This is a genomic window from Gluconobacter sp. Dm-74, from assembly GCF_018256135.1.
GTDB classification, from domain to species: Bacteria; Pseudomonadota; Alphaproteobacteria; order Acetobacterales; family Acetobacteraceae; genus Gluconobacter; species Gluconobacter cadivus.
This window is the reverse complement of record NZ_JAERLX010000001.1, coordinates 527,116-541,947: the sequence shown is the minus strand read 5'-3', so window position 1 is coordinate 541,947 and position 14,832 is coordinate 527,116. Positions and strand designations below refer to the sequence as shown.

Sequence of the window (14,832 nt, the reverse complement as noted above, 5' to 3'; positions counted from 1 at the left end):
CAACGCATCCTGACGGCCATGAAAAAGCCTGCCCCGCTCCTGTTGTTTCCGTTGGTATTCTGCGCCCTTGACGGCTGCGCGCCGGACCGTATCGCGTCCGCGATTACCGGAAAGGACTGCAACACGGCCTATCTGTATGACAATGAGAGTTTCTGTGCCCGCCCGATCGGGCCACCTCCGCCACAACCTTACTGCACGACGAGCTTTGAAGGCACGACCTGCTGGGCGCGTCCTGACCTCATGCCCAATGTCGCCCGCCAGACCTATGAAGGCCCGACGACGCTGACACCGCTCCAGAATCAGGAACGCATGGGGCAGTAAGAGTCGCAAACTGCCCCAACTGGGCTTCAGTGATGGCCGAGCTTCCGCCCGGCTGCCGCAAGATTGGCGGAGAGCGTCTGGAATGATGCCGCAATATGAGACTGAACGGCGGCACTTCCGGCATGGACATGCGCGATCCGCGCACTGGCGTCCTGACTGATGGCCGTTTCTTCGCGATTGGCCTGAGCCGCAACACAGGCATTATAAACGCGGGCAGCCTTTTCATAAGCCGTCACACGATCGACGCTTTCATTGTACTGCGCGACCGTCCCTGCCTTGACGGCAGGGGCCTGAGGCTCGGCGCCACATTTCGGAGCCGTCCATGCCGCCTCAGCCGCATGCACCGTCCCGGCATCGACAATCCCTGCAAAAACCAGCCCAAACAGCACCGCCCTACGGCTGGCGGCAACGCAACGTCTCATACAGCTCCCTTTCCTGATTGAAGCGTTGCGCGCCCTACGCCCAGATCAAGGCGCAAATTTGGCAGGCTGCCCCGTTGGCGCACCCGAAACCTCATTGTCCTGCATCACGACCGTTCCACGGACGATCGTTGCCATCGGCCAACCCGTGACACGCGTGCCATCGAACGGCGTCCAGCCCGCAGGCGTGACGATCCAGTCATTGGTGATTTCGCGCTCAGCCTTCATGTCCACAAGCGTGAAATCGGCATCGAATCCGACAGCCATACGCCCCTTCGTCTGTAACCCGTAAACCCGCGCCGGACCTGCGGCCATCAGATCCACCAGACGTGACAGCGACAGACGACCCGCATTCACATGATCGAGCATGACCGGCACGATCGTCTGGGTCCCCGTCAGGCCAGCCGGGCATTTTGGCCAGGGAAGCTGCTTGGCCTCAAGCGGATGCGGCGCATGGTCGGACGAGACCACGTCCACCCGCCCGTCCTGAACGGCCTTCCAGCTTGCTTCCCAGTGCGACCGATCCCGCAGCGGCGGGTTCATGACAGCCAGGCCACCAAGCTTCTCATAACATTCCGGCGCCACCTGCGTAAGATGGTTCACCAGAACCTCGACCGTGGAAATATCTCTATAATCTGCCAGATATTCCAACTCCTCCGCTGTCGAGACATGCAGGATATGCGCCGGACGGTTGGTTTTGCGAGCCAGTGCCATGATGCGACGGGTGCCGAGAAACGCACATTCCACATCCCGCCATACGCTGTGCGTTTCGTAGGGCTGACCTTCATGGAACATCGGCTTGCGCGCCTGAAGCCGGTATTCGTCTTCCGAATGATAGGCCACGCGGCGGTGGCCAGAACGCATAACCGCTTCCAGTCCCGCATCATCCTCGATCATGAGATTGCCGGTGGACGATCCTGCGAAAACCTTCACCGCACACACACCCGGCTGCTGCTCCAGCAGCGCCAGATCCGGCGTGTTTTCACGCGTCGCACCGACATACATCCCGACATCCACATGAGCCGTCTTGCGGATATGATCGCGCTTCCAGTCGATCATCGTCACGTCGGTGATGCTCGGAGACGTGTTGGGCATGTCGAAAACCGTTGCAATCCCGCCCAGCGCCGCAGCGCGCGTTCCGGTTTCCAGTGTTTCAACTTCCGGCTTGCCCGGATCACGCAGATGAACATGCGCGTCGATCAAACCGGGCAGAACATGCAGGCCACGCGCGTCAATCACCCGATCCGCCTCATCCGTCGAGGCAACGGACAGCGACGCGACCTTGCCGTTGCGAACTCCGATATCTGCTTCCGCTTCGCCCCAGGGAAAAACGCAGAGTCCACCGCGGATAATCAGATCGTAATGCATGTTCCGTCCTTAAAAATCAGTAAGCTATTCATAAAGCGCGCGAGAGAGTTTCAAACGTATCCCCGTCCACGGGAACACCCTCGATATGATGGCGATGCCAGAGCGCATAAAACAGTAATGTCCAGGCCTGCCGTGCGACGCCGCGCTGGTTGGCGCGGGCAAAAAGACGCTCTACATCCTGCTGCGGCATCATGGCGCGGATACAGGGCTGACGCGCGACCAGCGGCCCCAGACGCGGAGCCTGTTTCTCGATCCATGCCCCTACAGGCACCGTAAATCCCTGCTTTGGCGCAAAAGGCCGGGCCTGAGGCAATGCGTCCTGAAGCCAGCGGCGCAGAAGCCATTTCCCGTAACCATCACGCACTTTGAACGTCTCAGGCAAAGACCAGACCGCTTTGGCCACAACCGGGTCCAGCAGCGGGGTGCGCCCTTCCAAGGAATGGGCCATCAGACAGCGATCCAGCTTGAGCAGCAGATCATTGGGTAGCCATTCCGCGATATCCAGCGCCTGCGCGCCCTCCAGCCCGGATGTTCCGAGCGCCAGTTCCGTCATGGCGATCCCGTGTCGCCACTGCCGCCCCCGTTGTGGAAAATTTCGGCCGAACGTCCCGGACCGATACGGCGCACGGCCACCTTTCCACCAGGGTTTCATGACCCGCCGATAGCGACCATAGCCCGCAAAAAGCTCGTCCCCGCCCTCACCACTCAGGATGACCGTGACGTCCTTTTTTGCTTCGCGGGCCAGAAACCATGTCGGGATGATCGCATAATCCGCAGCCGGATCGTCCATACAGGCCACGATGGATGGCAGATCGCGCCAGACCATGTCTTCGGTGACGGTCAGGACATGATGCTCCGCACCGACTGACGCTGCCAGAGCTGCGGCATTGGCGGACTCATCTGCCGATCCGGCATCGAAACGCGCGGTCCATGTTTTGGGATGCGGAAGTCCCAGCCGATGAGCCGCCGCCAGAATGACCGAACTGTCGATCCCGCCCGACAGGAACAGTCCAAGCGGCACATCCGCCCGCAGATGCGCCGCCACACTGTCAAGAAGCGCCGCGTCCAGCCGCGCCAGCGCATCCGTATCCGTCAGACCGGCCGGAACCGTATCCCGTGCTTCGTGCAGAACGTGACGGCGGCGTGACTCCACGATTCGCCCGTCCACAATCCTGAGCGTCTCACCCGGCAGAAGACGCCGGATGCCTTCGAAAATGGTGTCCTGGCCTGTTGTGAACTGAAGCTGCATCAGTTCGTCACGTGCCCCTTCGCGAACGGCCCGTCGCCCAAATCCGCCCGCAAGCAACGCCTGTGCTTCGGATGCGAAGGCGATACCCCCTTCGTAAGCCGCAATATAGAGCGGTTTGATCCCGAACGGATCGCGCGAGAGCACCATTTCATGACGCCCATGCTCGTTCTCCACGATCGCAATGGCGTACATACCCCGCAATGCATGGGTATAGCCCGCACCGTCCTGCAACCACAGATGCAATGGCGGCTCGCAGTCGCTGTGCGTCTGAAAGCAGGTTGTGGGGAACCGTTTGCGGAGGACCGGATCGTTATAGATTTCACCATTCGCGATCAGGGCTGCTGCGCCAAGCTTAAAGGGCTGCGCACCGCCTGCGATATCGACGATGGACAGTCGGCGGTGACGCAGGGCAGCCCCCGCCAGATCCAGGCGCCCCTCCCCATCCGGCCCACGATGGAAAATCGCCTGTGACATACGCTCCAGCGCCGCGTGGTCCGGCCGATGCCCCGGCAAACAGGACAGGCCTGCGATGCCACACATCAGGTCCGTACCCCGTCCAGAAACGCTGACCATCTCGTCATGACCACGTTTTGCGAGAACTCCCGCTCAAACCGCGCCCGCCCGTTCAGGGAAAGTTGCTGCGCCAGTGCAGGACTTTCCATGACACTGCCGATCTGTGCCGCAAGATCCTTCTCGTCCTCGACTGCGGCCAGAAGCCCGTCTTCCGTGCCTTCAAGAATTTCCTGCGGTCCCTGAATGCGGCTTGCCACGACCGGCACCCCGGCGGAGAGGGCTTCGATCACGACATTGCCCAGCGGTTCAATCCGGGACGGACAGACCAGAACATCACAGGCCCGCAGCCATGGGCCGCTCTGTCCGATCCAGCCGGGAAGATGCACACGATCTGCAACAGCTTCCGCTTTCGCCAGCGCCTCAAGCGCGGCACGCTCCGGCCCTTCGCCCGCAATCACAAGGTGAGCGCCGGGTACATGCTTCATGCTCCGGATCAAAACATCGAAGGCCTTGTTTTCATGCAGACGGCCCAGAGCGAGCACAAACGGCACACCGGACGGTAGGAAACCGGGACGCTGCGGCGTCACGTCCGAAAAATCCGTCGCGAAATTCGGCAGGTGATGCACGCGATCGGCGGCCCAGCCCTGCGTTTTCATCCAGTCCGCCAGCCCCCGCGTATTGCCGATCAGATGATCGCATCGCCGGTAGTTCGACAGGTCGTAATATCCTCCCAGCCGCCCGGCCATCTGCCACGGCCCTGACGGCACGAGACGCGCCGCCCGGCTCATCCACGCTACAACAACATCCGGCCGGAACGCATTCAGACTACGCCGCAGTCCGGGCCGGGTCCGCAGGTCCAGCAGACCACCGAACCGATACGTCCGGGTGTCGACTCCTGCTTCCTCAAGCCGTGCGAGCCGACCGGCATCGTGTCGGATCAATGCCTGAACGGGACGGCCATCCCGCATCTGGGCCATCGTCAGGCGCTCGAAGAAAAGCTCTGCGCCCCCTCGAGGAGCCCCCGCCATCACATGGGCCACGCGGCCCCGGTATTCGTTGGACGATGCAGACATCATCCTTCCTCTATCGGCCATGACCGACAGGGCATCAAGTCAGTCTGCTCCAAGGTCCGGAACAAACACGCTTTTTTCATTCAGGATTTCCGTCGCAGCTTTCAGAACCTGCGCCACATCCAATCCGGCCATAGGAGCATGACCTTCCGGCCCCGGGGCTTCCACAAAACGCGCAAGACGACCGGCGGGCGCATATTCCGACGCCCGGGACGGCCCAAACAGACCCAGCGTCGGCGTCCCCGCAGCGGCGGCGAGATGCATCAAGCCGGAATCATTACCTACAAACAGCGCGCAACGCTGAAGACGTGCCGCCACATCACCCAGCGCATGGTTCCCGCCCAGATCCAGCGCATCGGGAAGTCCCTTTAGCACAGGCTCCGCCCGCGCACGCTCGTCCTCACCGGGTCCATAAAACACGACGGGACGCAGGTTTTCCGATCGTAGTGCCTGAGCCAATGCCACGAACCGTTCGGGCGGCCAGATTTTGCCATCCCAGTTCGCCGTCGGCCCCAATGCCAGCCAGCGCCCTTCAGGCAATGTCGCAACCGCATTCGCCTGTTGCGCCTCGGACGTCCAGACACGCGGCATGGGCGTGCGGCGATACCCCAGCGCCTCCCCGAGTTGCTCGACCCGTCGTCCGGGCCGACGCCCACCTCGCACGATGACCCGACGCCGCGCCCACAACGTCAGCCCGAGCAACGATCCGCGCAGATCCACGACCATGAACCATCGTGTTCGGAAACAAGTCCGCCACAGATCAATCCAGTGCTGGTCATGGCGACGCTTTTCCATGGTGATGATCCGCTCACAGCGCGGGTCCGCTTCGAAAAGCCCCGCCGCCACAGGGCCACAGACCACTGTGAACATCGCCGCCGGATAGCGCTTCTGCAGGGCATCCAGAACGCCCGTGGAAATCACCGCATCGCCCAGACGGTTGGACGTGATGAACAAAATCCGCATCATTCGCGATGCCACACCGCGTCCTTGATGGTGCTCACGAATGCCTCATGCACCTGAAGCTCTTCCGCGGTCGGCGGGGCCATTTTCCGTGGCGGACGACTGGCGAGCGCATTGATCCCGTCCGTCATGCTGCGACTGCGGGACGGACCTGCCAGACCTAAGCCACGCTGCCGTCCGCCCATCAGTTCGACATATACTTCCGCCAGAAGTTTGCAGTCCAGCAGCGCGTTATGGGTGCCGCGCTGCGACAGATCGATGCCGAAACGTCGGCACAGTGCATCCAGGCTTGCTGGAAGGCCCGGATATTTCTTCCGCGCCATTTCCACCGTGTCGATGGCCCGGCTGGCATAATCGAGCGGCTCGCGCCCACAGGCTTTCAACTCGGCATTGACGAACTTGAAATCGAAGCGGGCATTATGCGCGATCATCGGACTGTCTGCGATGAACTCCAGAAAAGCGTCTGCAACTTCGGCGAATTTCGGTTTTCCCTCCAGATCCTCGATCCGGAACCCGTGCACCTTGGTCGCTTCGGGCGGGATATCGCGTTCGGGGTGGATCAGCACATGATAGGCCTCACCCGTCGGCAGGTCGTCGATCAGTTCGAGAGCCGCGATCTCGATGATTCGGTCCCCCATATCCGGGTCAAATCCGGTGGTTTCCGTATCGAACAGGATGGATCGTTTCATGACGCCTCACGAAGCCGGTGCAGCAGGGCGTGGACCTGCCGGGCGGCGTGTCCACGGGACAGGCCGGTTCGTATCACGATGTCGGCCCGGCGTCTGCGTTCATGGTCACTCATCTGACGGGCCAGCAATCCTTTGGCATCTGTCACGCTCATACGCCCTCCACTGCGTCCGCGCTGCCGGATACGCGACAAACGCGTGCTCATTGGAGCTTCTGCAACCACGACCAGATCGCAGCGTCGGTCTTCCCCGATTTCCATGAGCAGCGGAATATCCAGCACGCAGAACGGCTCTTTCCGCACCCGACACTGCTTCAGAAAACGCGCCCGTTCTGCTCGCACCAGCGGATGCATGATGGCTTCCAGACGTTTCAGCGCGTCAGGCTGCGTCCGTACAATCTCTCGCAGCGCGTCTCGATCCAGACGCCTTGCAACCACCGTTTTCGGAAACATTTTTTCGATCAAAGGGAGTGCCTTTCCCCCTTCGCCCTGAAGCCTCCGAACACACGCATCCGCATCAAAAACCGGCACTCCGGCTCTCCGGAACAATGTTGCAACCGTGCTTTTCCCGGCTGCCATCCCGCCCGTCAGCCCAATAATCCGCACGCCCTAGCGCAGGCTCGCCGCCAGAAGGTCGAACGTCGTCCGGTCGGCCTCAGGGTCAACGCCGAACCACGCCCGAAACCCGGCCCGCGCCTGATGGACGAGCATTCCCAGACCATCCACTGTCCGCAGTCCGCGCGCCTGAGCTGCCAGCAGCAGAGGCGTCTCGCGCGGTGTGTAGACGATATCGGTTACGCAGAGCCCCGGTGCGGCCTCTCGCAGCGCGGAATCCCAGTCCATGCCGGGCTTGCCACCCATCCCCATGGACGTGGCATTCACCAGAAGCGAACACCCCGACAGCAGGGACGGCCATTCGTACCACGCGACGGCCTCGCCGCCGCCAAGGGCCTCGACCAGAGATTCGGCCCGCTCCAGCGTCCGGTTCGCGATCACAACCTCGCAGCCCCAGTCCAGCAGCGCTGCCGCCACGGCCCGTGCCGCACCGCCCGCGCCGAGGATCAGGGCGCGGCCCGCAATCGCGACATCATGCGCGCTCAGATTGTCGCAGAATCCCGTTCCGTCCGTACAGTCACCGATGATCCGTCCCGCCACGAAACAGATCGTGTTTACGGCTCCCGCCCGTTTCGCGGTCGGGGTGAGTTCGTCACAGGCGCGCATCGCGGCTTCCTTGTGCGGAATCGTGACATTAACGCCCTGAAAGCCCGCCGCTGCCAACCCGCGCAACGCCTGATCGAACCCTTCAGGCCGTGTTGGTAACGGCACATAGGCGCCATTCACACCGTTCACCCGGCACCAGTGATTGTGCATCAGCGGAGAGCGCGAGTGTTCGACGGGCCATCCCATCACGCCCGCGAGTTTCGTATGTCCGTCAATCATGCCGCCAGCCTTTCCCAGACTTTCGGCAGCAAGTCGGCCAGACGCTCGGCCCATGCCCGCTGTCCAGCTTTTTCAAGGATCAGATCCTGCCGGATTTCGATTTCAAGATAAGGCAGGCCCGCCGCTTCCGCATGGCGCGGCACCGTGTAGTCGGACGTATCGGTCAGGACGTAAGGCTCGTTATCGCCCACGCACAGCGCAGTATCTTCACGCAGCAGGTCCAGTGCGATCGACGCCATGCGGCTGTCCTGATTGTGCAGAATACCGATCTGCCACGGGCGGTCTTTCCCGTTCATCTGCGGCGTAAAACTGTGCAGCGCAATCAGCGCCGTCGGACGCGAACCGCGCTCGGCCAGAACCTCCGCGATTGTGTCATGATACGGGTGCAGGATTTCCCGCTCACGCTTCGCCCGGCAACTCTCCTGCGCCGCCTGATTGACCGGAACCGGCGTGCCATCACTCACACCCGGCATGGATGTCGGATGGCCGGGGGCGCGGTTGCAGTCGATCACGAGCCTTGAATAGACCTGCTCGATCAACGCCGACCCCAACGTTTCGTGCAGCACGCGCCCGACACCGACGATGCCGATATCCCAGGCGATGTGACGGTCCCAGTCCTCGGTCTGCACCCCCATGTCTCCCAGCGCATCCGGCACCGCCCGCCCTGCGTGATCGCTCACGAACACGAACGGAGACGGTGTCTTTTCAGGGAAAAGAAGGAAGGGTGCCGGGTCATTGGCGCCAAGAAGGGGAGCAGACATCAGGACTTTACTCTTACTATCCAGCCAGAGCCTGCACAGTATGCCTCACAGCGTCCGCAGACCAGTCCATGTTCCCAATGGATTCCGCCACGACTTCGCCTTTCGCATTCAGGATCAGCGACCGGGGCACGCCATGCAGGGACATGACATTTGGTGTCAGGCTCTTCAGATCATCCGGACGCACCTGCTGGATCGATTGGATCAGCGCCGCCTGATCGGCCGTTTCCATCATCACTGCTGAAAGCGGATCGACCAGGATCGGCAGGGCGTCGATCCCGTGGCTGTCATAAAACGCCCTGACCTTGGGAATCGTGCTGCCACGCACAGCGACGGCGACGATCTGCGGCCCCTCGGCCCCTAGCGCCTTGGCCGTCGCATTCACCGAAGGTAGTTCGCGGATGCAGGGCGGGCACCATGTTGCCCAGAAATGCAGGATGAACGGTTTGCCATACCAGTGCGACAGCGGCACGTCCTGATCCTGCTCGTTCTTCACGCTCAGCGGCGGCAGAACTTTTGGCACAGCCAGTTTGCCGAAAGAGTTCGGCTCGAAAGCCAGCCCCTTCCCGGCCTCTTCCTTTGCCGCCGTTGCGGCAATGGCCCGTCCCGAAACCAGGAGGGCACCGGCTCCGCCTAAGAGATGACCCATGAGATGACGGCGCGTCAGGGGGAAAGTCATGTTGGAAATCCGTTCTTTCATTTCTACTTTATCGCGTCTCAGGCAGTCGTGGCGGCAAGCACCTGATGAAGCACGCCAACGGCATCGGAAGCGCCCCAGTCCAACGGACCGGCCGCCGTCGCGCGAATGCGCCCTGCACCATCAATCAGGAATGTTACAGGGATGGCAAGCGCCGCAGCCCGGTACCAGTCTTTCAGAGCCGTCCCGTCCACTGTCCATGCGGGCAAATCTGCGATGCCGTTTCGGTCCAGAAACGCACGAACATCGTCGGGCGATCCACTTGAAACCGCGACCGGAACAACAGGGCAATCTGTCCCCCATGCCCGCATGAACCCCACCAGAGCAGGCAGTTCATGACGGCAGGGCGGGCACCATGTCGCCCAGACATGCAGCAGGAAAGGCGCTCCCCGACGCGAGACAAGTGACAAATGCGCACCTTCAGGGCCGGACAGCGAAAGCGTAACGGATTCCGAGACGGGCCGCCCCGGCATCAGCCGCTCAATCGGCATCCCACGGCGCACAACCGTCCCGGCCAGTTTCGAAGCTCCGACCCCGACCAGAACCGCAAGACCTGCCGTTCCCAAAACAAGGCTCCGCCGACTGGCCAGCCCACCGCTCACGCGGGCTTGGACGCCTGAAGGCCCGACAGGATCTTTTCAAAAGAGGCCTGACTGTCCGGTGCGCCCCATGCCATTTCCCCCTCAACGCTGGCACGCAGCCGTCCCTGCGCATCAATCACACACGTCATGGGAAGGCTTGGCTCGCCGGACGTGAACCATTGAGAAAACTCATGCTGGTCCAGCGTCCAGGGCGCGATATGCGGCAGATTGCCCTGCGCCAGAAAGATCATCACTTTCGGCAGCGGACTCGCCACGGCGACTGGAATGACAGGAATGCTGGCTCCGGTTTTCTCGATGAACGCATTCAGTGCAGGAAGCTCGAGCCTGCACGGCGGGCACCATGTCGCCCAAAGATGCAGAATAAAGGGCCGCCCCCTCAACGAGGAGAGTGCCAACATCGTGCCATCCGGTCCCTTAAGCTGGAAATTCACGGGCTCCAACTTAGGCGCGCCGGGCACGAGCGAGGGCAGCACTGGCTGTGCTCCATCCGCCGCGCGGGCGGAATTCCCCAGCCCGCAATTGCAGAGGGAGGCTGCCGCAGCTAGGCTGGCAGCTCCTCCAAGAAGGGTTCGCCGGTCGATCTGCTTCCGAATCATCTGCTTACGGTTATCATGAAAAACGCTCCTGTCGACACACAATCAGATGCCGCCACGTCCTTTGAAGGCACTGCCGCCAATCCGCAATGGGGTGGCCGCTTTGCCTCAGGCCCTGCCGCCATCATGGGTGAGATCAACGCCTCCATCGGATTTGACAAGATCCTGTGGCGACAGGACATCCGCGGCTCTCTCGCACACGCTGCCATGCTCCAGAAAGTCGGCCTGCTGACCGAGACGGAACTTGCCGAAATCCGTCAGGGCCTTGGCGATATCGCGCAGGAAATCGGCGAAGGGCGCTTCGAGTTCTCCCCGGCCCTCGAAGACATCCACATGAACATCGAGGCACGTCTGTCTGAGCGGATTGGCGAGGCCGGCAAACGCCTGCACACGGCCCGCTCACGCAACGATCAGGTCGCCACCGATTTTCGCCTCTGGGTCCGCGATGCCATCGACGGCCTTCAGGACCAGACCGCCGCCCTGATGCGGTCCCTCGCCAAGCGCGCGCTGGAACATGCCGCAACGCCGATGCCCGGCTTCACCCATCTTCAGGTCGCCCAACCGGTCACGTTCGGACACCATCTTCTGGCCTATGTCGAGATGCTGTCGCGCGATCGCGGCCGTCTGCGTGACGCCCGCGCCCGTCTGAACGAATGCCCGCTCGGCTCGGCCGCTCTTGCTGGAACGTCCTTCCCGATCGACCGTCGCATGACGGCTGCGGCGCTGGATTTCGACCGCCCGACCGCCAATTCACTCGATGCCGTCTCGGACCGTGACTTCGCCCTCGAATTCCTGTCCGCTCTGTCGCTTCAGGCCATGCATCTATCGCGTCTTGCCGAGGAAATCGTGATGTGGGCCTCCGCGCCATTCGGTTTCGTCACGCTTTCCGATGCCTTCACGACCGGCTCGTCCATCATGCCGCAAAAGCGCAACCCGGACGCCGCCGAACTGGTTCGCGCCAAGATCGGCCGGATCATGGGCGATTTTGTGGGCCTTCTGACGGTCATGAAAGGTCTGCCGCTTGCCTATGCCAAGGACACGCAGGAAGACAAGGAACCTGTCTTCGACGCCACCGAGGCCATGACGCTTTCCCTCGCCGCCATGGACGGCATGATCCGGGACCTCAAGGCCAACGCCCCTCGGATGCGCGAAGTCGCGGGCATGGGCTTCTCGACAGCGACCGATCTGGCCGACTGGCTGGTCCGTGAACTGCGCGTTCCCTTCCGCACCGCCCATCACGTCACAGGTCGGCTCGTCGGCATGGCGGAACTGAAAGGCTGCGATCTGGCGGATCTGTCGCTTGGCGAAATGCAGTCCGTCGAGCCCCAGATCAACGCGGGCGTTTTCGATGTCCTGACCGTTGAGGCCTCTCTGGCGTCCCGCACCAGCGAAGGCGGCACCGCACCGGCCAATGTGACGCATCAGGCCAAAGCGTGGCTCGCAAAACTCGGAGAATCCGCATGAAAACCCTGCTGCTCGTCAGCATGGCGGTTATGGCTCTCAGCCTGACCGCCTGCGGCAAGAAAGGCGCGCCACACGCCCCCGGCCCCGCGCAGGACATCACCTATCCGGGCACCTATCCGCCGGAATAAAGCTCTCTTTCAAAGCCTGCCGCACCAGTAGATGGTCCAGAACCTGTCGGGCCGTCCACCCTTTCTGCCGCAGAACCCGCACGCCTTCAGCCCCATCCCGTTTGGACAGTTTCTGCCCATCCGCATCCATGATAAGGGCATGATGGGCATAGACCGGTTCCGGCCAGCCCATCAGGTCCTGTAACACCCGCTGCACTGACGTCGCCTCGTACAAATCCCGCCCGCGCGTGACTGTGGTCACGCCTTGCAGCGCATCGTCATGCGTGACGCACAGATGATACGAAACACCCGTATCCCGCCGCGCCAACACAATATCGCCGAACGTCCCGGCCTGCCCCGCGATCCGCCCATGCCCTAACTCCTGCCAGCCAGGCACTTCCTGCAACACATCAAGCGCCCGCCCCATATCGAGCCGCCAGACCGGCTCCCGACCTGCATGAACTGCGCCATGCCGACAGGTTCCCGGATACACGACGCTCCCGTCCGGCGCGGTCTGCGTCGCGGCGTCGGCGATCTCCCGCCGCGTGCAGAAACACGGATAGAGCAGCCCCCGCTTCCGCAGAGTTTCCAGTACGGCGTGATATTCAGACAAATGTCTGGACTGCTGCCGAACCGACGCGTCTGACGACAATTCAAGCCAGTCCAGATCTTCACGCAGCGCCACCGTGAGTTCCGGCGTGCAACGCGTCGTATCGATATCCTCGATACGGATCAGGAACTTTCCGCCCTCACCTGCCATGATCCGCGAATACAACCCTGACACCACATGCCCCAGATGGAGAAAACCCGTAGGACTCGGCGCAAATCGTGTTGTGGCGGGAAGCGTCATGAATGTGTCACCAGCGTTTGCTTGCGGTTCGCGCAGTTTACTGGAATAGTTTCCTCAAAGAAGCCGACGACACGTGTTTTCCCGCTGTTTGTCCCGTTTTCATTCGGCGCCGTAACCCCGCATGTGTCGTCCTTGCAGAAAGGATGCGTGTGGTGTCCGTCAGCGGTCAGCATTTTCCGGCTCTTGTCCTGAACGCGGATTTCCGTCCGCTGTCCTATTTCCCGCTCTCGCTCTGGTCCTGGCAGGAGGCCGTCAAGGCAGTCTTTCTCGATCGCGTCTCGGTCCTTTCAGAATATGAAGACGCCGTCGTCCACTCTCCGAGCCAGAGCATGCGCCTGCCCAGCGTGATCGCCCTGAAAGACTATATTCCCAGCGCGCGCAAACCGGCTTTTACGCGCTTCAACGTCTTCCTGCGGGACAATTTCTCGTGTCAGTACTGCCATGATCGATTGCCCACGCACGAACTGACCTTCGATCACGTCATCCCCCGCGCCCGCGGCGGGCGCACGACATGGGAAAATGTCGTCACCGCCTGTAGCCCCTGCAACCTGCTCAAAGGCTCAAAACTGCCAAGCGAACTCGGCATGCACCCGCACCGCAAGCCGGTCCAACCCAGCAGCCGCCTTCTTCAGGAAAACGGCCGGACCTTCCCGCCCCATTACCTTCACGAAAGCTGGCGCGATTATCTATACTGGAATACCGAACTCGAAACCTGAGCAGGCGTTCTGTTGATCCCTATTCTGCAAGGATGATTTTCCATGCGTACCGGACTTCTGCTCACAACACTCGCCCTCGGTCTCTCCGTCACAGCCCTCCCGGCTTCCGCCGAGACCCTGCATCTTTTTGGCCCTTTCAAGGGCGAACATGGCGCCACAACGCCGATCAAGGGCTCGGCGTCCGCCATGCTGGACACCACGAAAAACACCCTGACCTACCGCTTCGAAGATAATGGCCTGTCCGGTCCCGTCACTGCCATCCATCTTCATGGCCCCGCAGATGCAGGTGAAGACGCAGGCGTTCTGGCCCCAATTAACGGTCCCTACACCACCCGCATGACTGGTACACTCCAGCTCACGCCTGATCAGGTGAAGGACGTTCAGGCCGGACGGAGCTACATCAATCTTCATACGGAAAAATTCCCGGACGGAGAAGCCCGCGCCCAGCTCACCACGGAACTGACCGGCCACCATCACCACGCGGAATAAGACTGTCATCACGGCAAATTAAAAAAGCCTGCCCCTCACAGGGCAGGCCTTTTTCATGAGACTGGCAACAGATCCAGTCTGACCGGCAGTTTTATTCGCCTGTCGTGGAATTTTTCGTGGTGGGAGCTTTGGCGGGCTGGCCTGGATCAAGATCGTGCACGGCTTTTTTCGTCCACACGCCAGTGTCATGCACCGCATCCTTCGTGCCGTTCTTGGTGGCCTTCCACCCCTTCTCGCCTTCCCTGCCAGTCCAGTGAGCCGCATCGGAAACGCCATTTTTCGTAGCGTCCCAACCTTTGACGCTCTCTTTCTTCGTCCATTGCGCCGCATCGGACGTGTCATGACGAACCGCGGCCCAGGACTGACGCACGCTCCGGCACAGATCGGTTTCACAGGGCTTCTCAGTAGAGTCAGTCGCCATAGCCTGCGAAGCCATTCCCAGCGGCAACGCGGCCAGAGCAGCAAGAAGCAGAGGGGCGGAAGAGGAAATGAACCGGATCGACATCGAGAGTCTCCTGTTTTCAGAGACAT

19 protein-coding genes are annotated in these 14,832 nt (G+C 61.6%); 5 read left to right on the top strand and 14 right to left on the bottom strand.

What is annotated here, in order from left to right:
* The first annotated feature begins 18 nt into the window (after positions 1–18).
* Positions 19–321, top strand: coding sequence for a hypothetical protein (locus JK208_RS02520; protein ID WP_194266475.1), 303 nt, complete (start codon positions 19–21; stop codon positions 319–321).
* Positions 322–347: 26 nt separating this feature from the next.
* Here JK208_RS02520 and JK208_RS02515 read toward each other — a convergent pair whose 3' ends face one another.
* From JK208_RS02515 to JK208_RS02460, 12 genes are read right to left on the bottom strand one after another with little or no spacing between them, the layout of a single operon-like run.
* Positions 348–743 (bottom strand): hypothetical protein, encoded by a 396-nt coding sequence (locus JK208_RS02515; protein ID WP_211574201.1) that lies wholly within the window; start codon positions 741–743, stop codon positions 348–350.
* 45 nt (positions 744–788) lie between these two features.
* Positions 789–2,108 (bottom strand): dihydroorotase, encoded by a 1,320-nt coding sequence (locus JK208_RS02510; RefSeq protein ID WP_211574200.1) that lies wholly within the window; start codon positions 2,106–2,108, stop codon positions 789–791.
* 28 nt (positions 2,109–2,136) lie between these two features.
* The gene (gene asnB, locus JK208_RS02505) at positions 2,137–3,897 is read right to left on the bottom strand and encodes an asparagine synthase (glutamine-hydrolyzing) (protein WP_211574199.1); all 1,761 of its coding nucleotides are present in this window, start codon (positions 3,895–3,897) and stop codon (positions 2,137–2,139) included.
* A complete protein-coding gene (locus tag JK208_RS02500) occupies positions 3,897–4,946 on the bottom strand; it encodes a glycosyltransferase (protein ID WP_211574198.1) in 1,050 nt (349 codons plus the stop codon). Before JK208_RS02500 ends, asnB begins: the two co-directional genes overlap by 1 nt.
* Before the next feature lie 36 nt (positions 4,947–4,982).
* Positions 4,983–5,903 (bottom strand): glycosyltransferase family 9 protein, encoded by a 921-nt coding sequence (locus tag JK208_RS02495; RefSeq protein ID WP_211574333.1) that lies wholly within the window; start codon positions 5,901–5,903, stop codon positions 4,983–4,985.
* The gene (dnaQ, locus tag JK208_RS02490; RefSeq protein ID WP_211574197.1) at positions 5,903–6,589 is read right to left on the bottom strand and encodes a DNA polymerase III subunit epsilon; all 687 of its coding nucleotides are present in this window, start codon (positions 6,587–6,589) and stop codon (positions 5,903–5,905) included. Before dnaQ ends, JK208_RS02495 begins: the two co-directional genes overlap by 1 nt.
* Positions 6,586–7,191 (bottom strand): dephospho-CoA kinase, encoded by a 606-nt coding sequence (gene coaE, locus JK208_RS02485; protein ID WP_211574196.1) that lies wholly within the window; start codon positions 7,189–7,191, stop codon positions 6,586–6,588. The genes dnaQ and coaE overlap by 4 nt, the downstream gene beginning before the upstream one ends.
* A 3-nt stretch (positions 7,192–7,194) precedes the next feature.
* Entirely contained in the window at positions 7,195–8,025 is an 831-nt protein-coding gene (locus tag JK208_RS02480) for a shikimate dehydrogenase (protein WP_211574332.1), read from the bottom strand.
* Positions 8,022–8,786 carry an N-formylglutamate amidohydrolase gene (locus JK208_RS02475; protein ID WP_211574195.1) on the bottom strand — a complete coding sequence of 255 codons (765 nt, stop codon included), beginning with the start codon at positions 8,784–8,786 and terminating at the stop codon, positions 8,022–8,024. The genes JK208_RS02480 and JK208_RS02475 overlap by 4 nt, the downstream gene beginning before the upstream one ends.
* A 16-nt stretch (positions 8,787–8,802) precedes the next feature.
* Positions 8,803–9,462 carry a TlpA disulfide reductase family protein gene (locus tag JK208_RS02470; protein ID WP_099285542.1) on the bottom strand — a complete coding sequence of 220 codons (660 nt, stop codon included), beginning with the start codon at positions 9,460–9,462 and terminating at the stop codon, positions 8,803–8,805.
* A 38-nt stretch (positions 9,463–9,500) separates the two neighbouring features.
* Positions 9,501–10,082: a TlpA disulfide reductase family protein gene (locus JK208_RS02465; RefSeq protein WP_211574194.1), complete on the bottom strand. Its 582-nt coding sequence runs from the start codon at positions 10,080–10,082 to the stop codon at positions 9,501–9,503.
* On the bottom strand, positions 10,079–10,678 hold the full coding sequence (locus JK208_RS02460) for a TlpA disulfide reductase family protein (RefSeq protein ID WP_211574193.1): 600 nt from the start codon (positions 10,676–10,678) through the stop codon (positions 10,079–10,081). The genes JK208_RS02465 and JK208_RS02460 overlap by 4 nt, the downstream gene beginning before the upstream one ends.
* 15 nt (positions 10,679–10,693) lie before the next feature.
* Between JK208_RS02460 and argH the strand changes: the two genes are divergently transcribed.
* Together argH and JK208_RS16045 are read left to right on the top strand one after the other, a co-directional pair.
* A complete protein-coding gene (gene argH, locus JK208_RS02455; protein ID WP_211574192.1) occupies positions 10,694–12,139 on the top strand; it encodes an argininosuccinate lyase in 1,446 nt (481 codons plus the stop codon).
* Complete coding sequence (locus JK208_RS16045; RefSeq protein ID WP_255308560.1) at positions 12,136–12,267, top strand: hypothetical protein; 132 nt, start codon at positions 12,136–12,138, stop codon at positions 12,265–12,267. Before argH ends, JK208_RS16045 begins: the two co-directional genes overlap by 4 nt.
* On the opposite strand, the gene gluQRS is transcribed toward JK208_RS16045, so the two are convergent.
* On the bottom strand, positions 12,236–13,096 hold the full coding sequence (gluQRS, locus tag JK208_RS02450; RefSeq protein WP_211574191.1) for a tRNA glutamyl-Q(34) synthetase GluQRS: 861 nt from the start codon (positions 13,094–13,096) through the stop codon (positions 12,236–12,238). The two genes, JK208_RS16045 and gluQRS, sit on opposite strands and share 32 nt — an antisense overlap.
* 143 nt (positions 13,097–13,239) lie before the next feature.
* Here gluQRS and JK208_RS02445 point away from each other — a divergent pair, with 143 nt between their 5' ends.
* The gene (locus JK208_RS02445; protein ID WP_099285209.1) at positions 13,240–13,812 is read left to right on the top strand and encodes an HNH endonuclease; all 573 of its coding nucleotides are present in this window, start codon (positions 13,240–13,242) and stop codon (positions 13,810–13,812) included.
* A gap of 42 nt (positions 13,813–13,854) precedes the next feature.
* On the top strand, positions 13,855–14,301 hold the full coding sequence (locus JK208_RS02440) for a CHRD domain-containing protein (protein ID WP_194255203.1): 447 nt from the start codon (positions 13,855–13,857) through the stop codon (positions 14,299–14,301).
* A 91-nt stretch (positions 14,302–14,392) separates the two neighbouring features.
* On the opposite strand, the gene JK208_RS02435 is transcribed toward JK208_RS02440, so the two are convergent.
* On the bottom strand, positions 14,393–14,806 hold the full coding sequence (locus tag JK208_RS02435) for a hypothetical protein (RefSeq protein ID WP_211574190.1): 414 nt from the start codon (positions 14,804–14,806) through the stop codon (positions 14,393–14,395).
* Between the last annotated feature and the right edge of the window lie 26 nt (positions 14,807–14,832).

Excerpts from the sequence above, each read along its gene's own strand:
- JK208_RS02480 (WP_211574332.1), bottom strand. The coding sequence starts at position 8,025 with ATGATTGACGGACATACGAAACTCGCGGGCGTGATGGGATGGCCCGTC.
- dnaQ (WP_211574197.1), bottom strand. The coding sequence starts at position 6,589 with ATGAAACGATCCATCCTGTTCGATACGGAAACCACCGGATTTGACCCG.
- JK208_RS02460 (WP_211574193.1), bottom strand. The coding sequence starts at position 10,678 with ATGATTCGGAAGCAGATCGACCGGCGAACCCTTCTTGGAGGAGCTGCC.
- JK208_RS02520 (WP_194266475.1), top strand. The coding sequence starts at position 19 with ATGAAAAAGCCTGCCCCGCTCCTGTTGTTTCCGTTGGTATTCTGCGCC.
- gluQRS (WP_211574191.1), bottom strand. The coding sequence starts at position 13,096 with ATGACGCTTCCCGCCACAACACGATTTGCGCCGAGTCCTACGGGTTTT.
- JK208_RS02435 (WP_211574190.1), bottom strand. The coding sequence starts at position 14,806 with ATGTCGATCCGGTTCATTTCCTCTTCCGCCCCTCTGCTTCTTGCTGCT.
- argH (WP_211574192.1), top strand. The coding sequence starts at position 10,694 with ATGAAAAACGCTCCTGTCGACACACAATCAGATGCCGCCACGTCCTTT.
- JK208_RS02440 (WP_194255203.1), top strand. The coding sequence starts at position 13,855 with ATGCGTACCGGACTTCTGCTCACAACACTCGCCCTCGGTCTCTCCGTC.
- JK208_RS02445 (WP_099285209.1), top strand. The coding sequence starts at position 13,240 with ATGCGTGTGGTGTCCGTCAGCGGTCAGCATTTTCCGGCTCTTGTCCTG.
- asnB (WP_211574199.1), bottom strand. The coding sequence starts at position 3,897 with ATGTGTGGCATCGCAGGCCTGTCCTGTTTGCCGGGGCATCGGCCGGAC.
- JK208_RS02475 (WP_211574195.1), bottom strand. The coding sequence starts at position 8,786 with ATGTCTGCTCCCCTTCTTGGCGCCAATGACCCGGCACCCTTCCTTCTT.
- JK208_RS02515 (WP_211574201.1), bottom strand. The coding sequence starts at position 743 with ATGAGACGTTGCGTTGCCGCCAGCCGTAGGGCGGTGCTGTTTGGGCTG.
- JK208_RS02470 (WP_099285542.1), bottom strand. The coding sequence starts at position 9,462 with ATGACTTTCCCCCTGACGCGCCGTCATCTCATGGGTCATCTCTTAGGC.
- JK208_RS16045 (WP_255308560.1), top strand. The coding sequence starts at position 12,136 with ATGAAAACCCTGCTGCTCGTCAGCATGGCGGTTATGGCTCTCAGCCTG.
- JK208_RS02500 (WP_211574198.1), bottom strand. The coding sequence starts at position 4,946 with ATGATGTCTGCATCGTCCAACGAATACCGGGGCCGCGTGGCCCATGTG.
- JK208_RS02510 (WP_211574200.1), bottom strand. The coding sequence starts at position 2,108 with ATGCATTACGATCTGATTATCCGCGGTGGACTCTGCGTTTTTCCCTGG.
- JK208_RS02495 (WP_211574333.1), bottom strand. The coding sequence starts at position 5,903 with ATGCGGATTTTGTTCATCACGTCCAACCGTCTGGGCGATGCGGTGATT.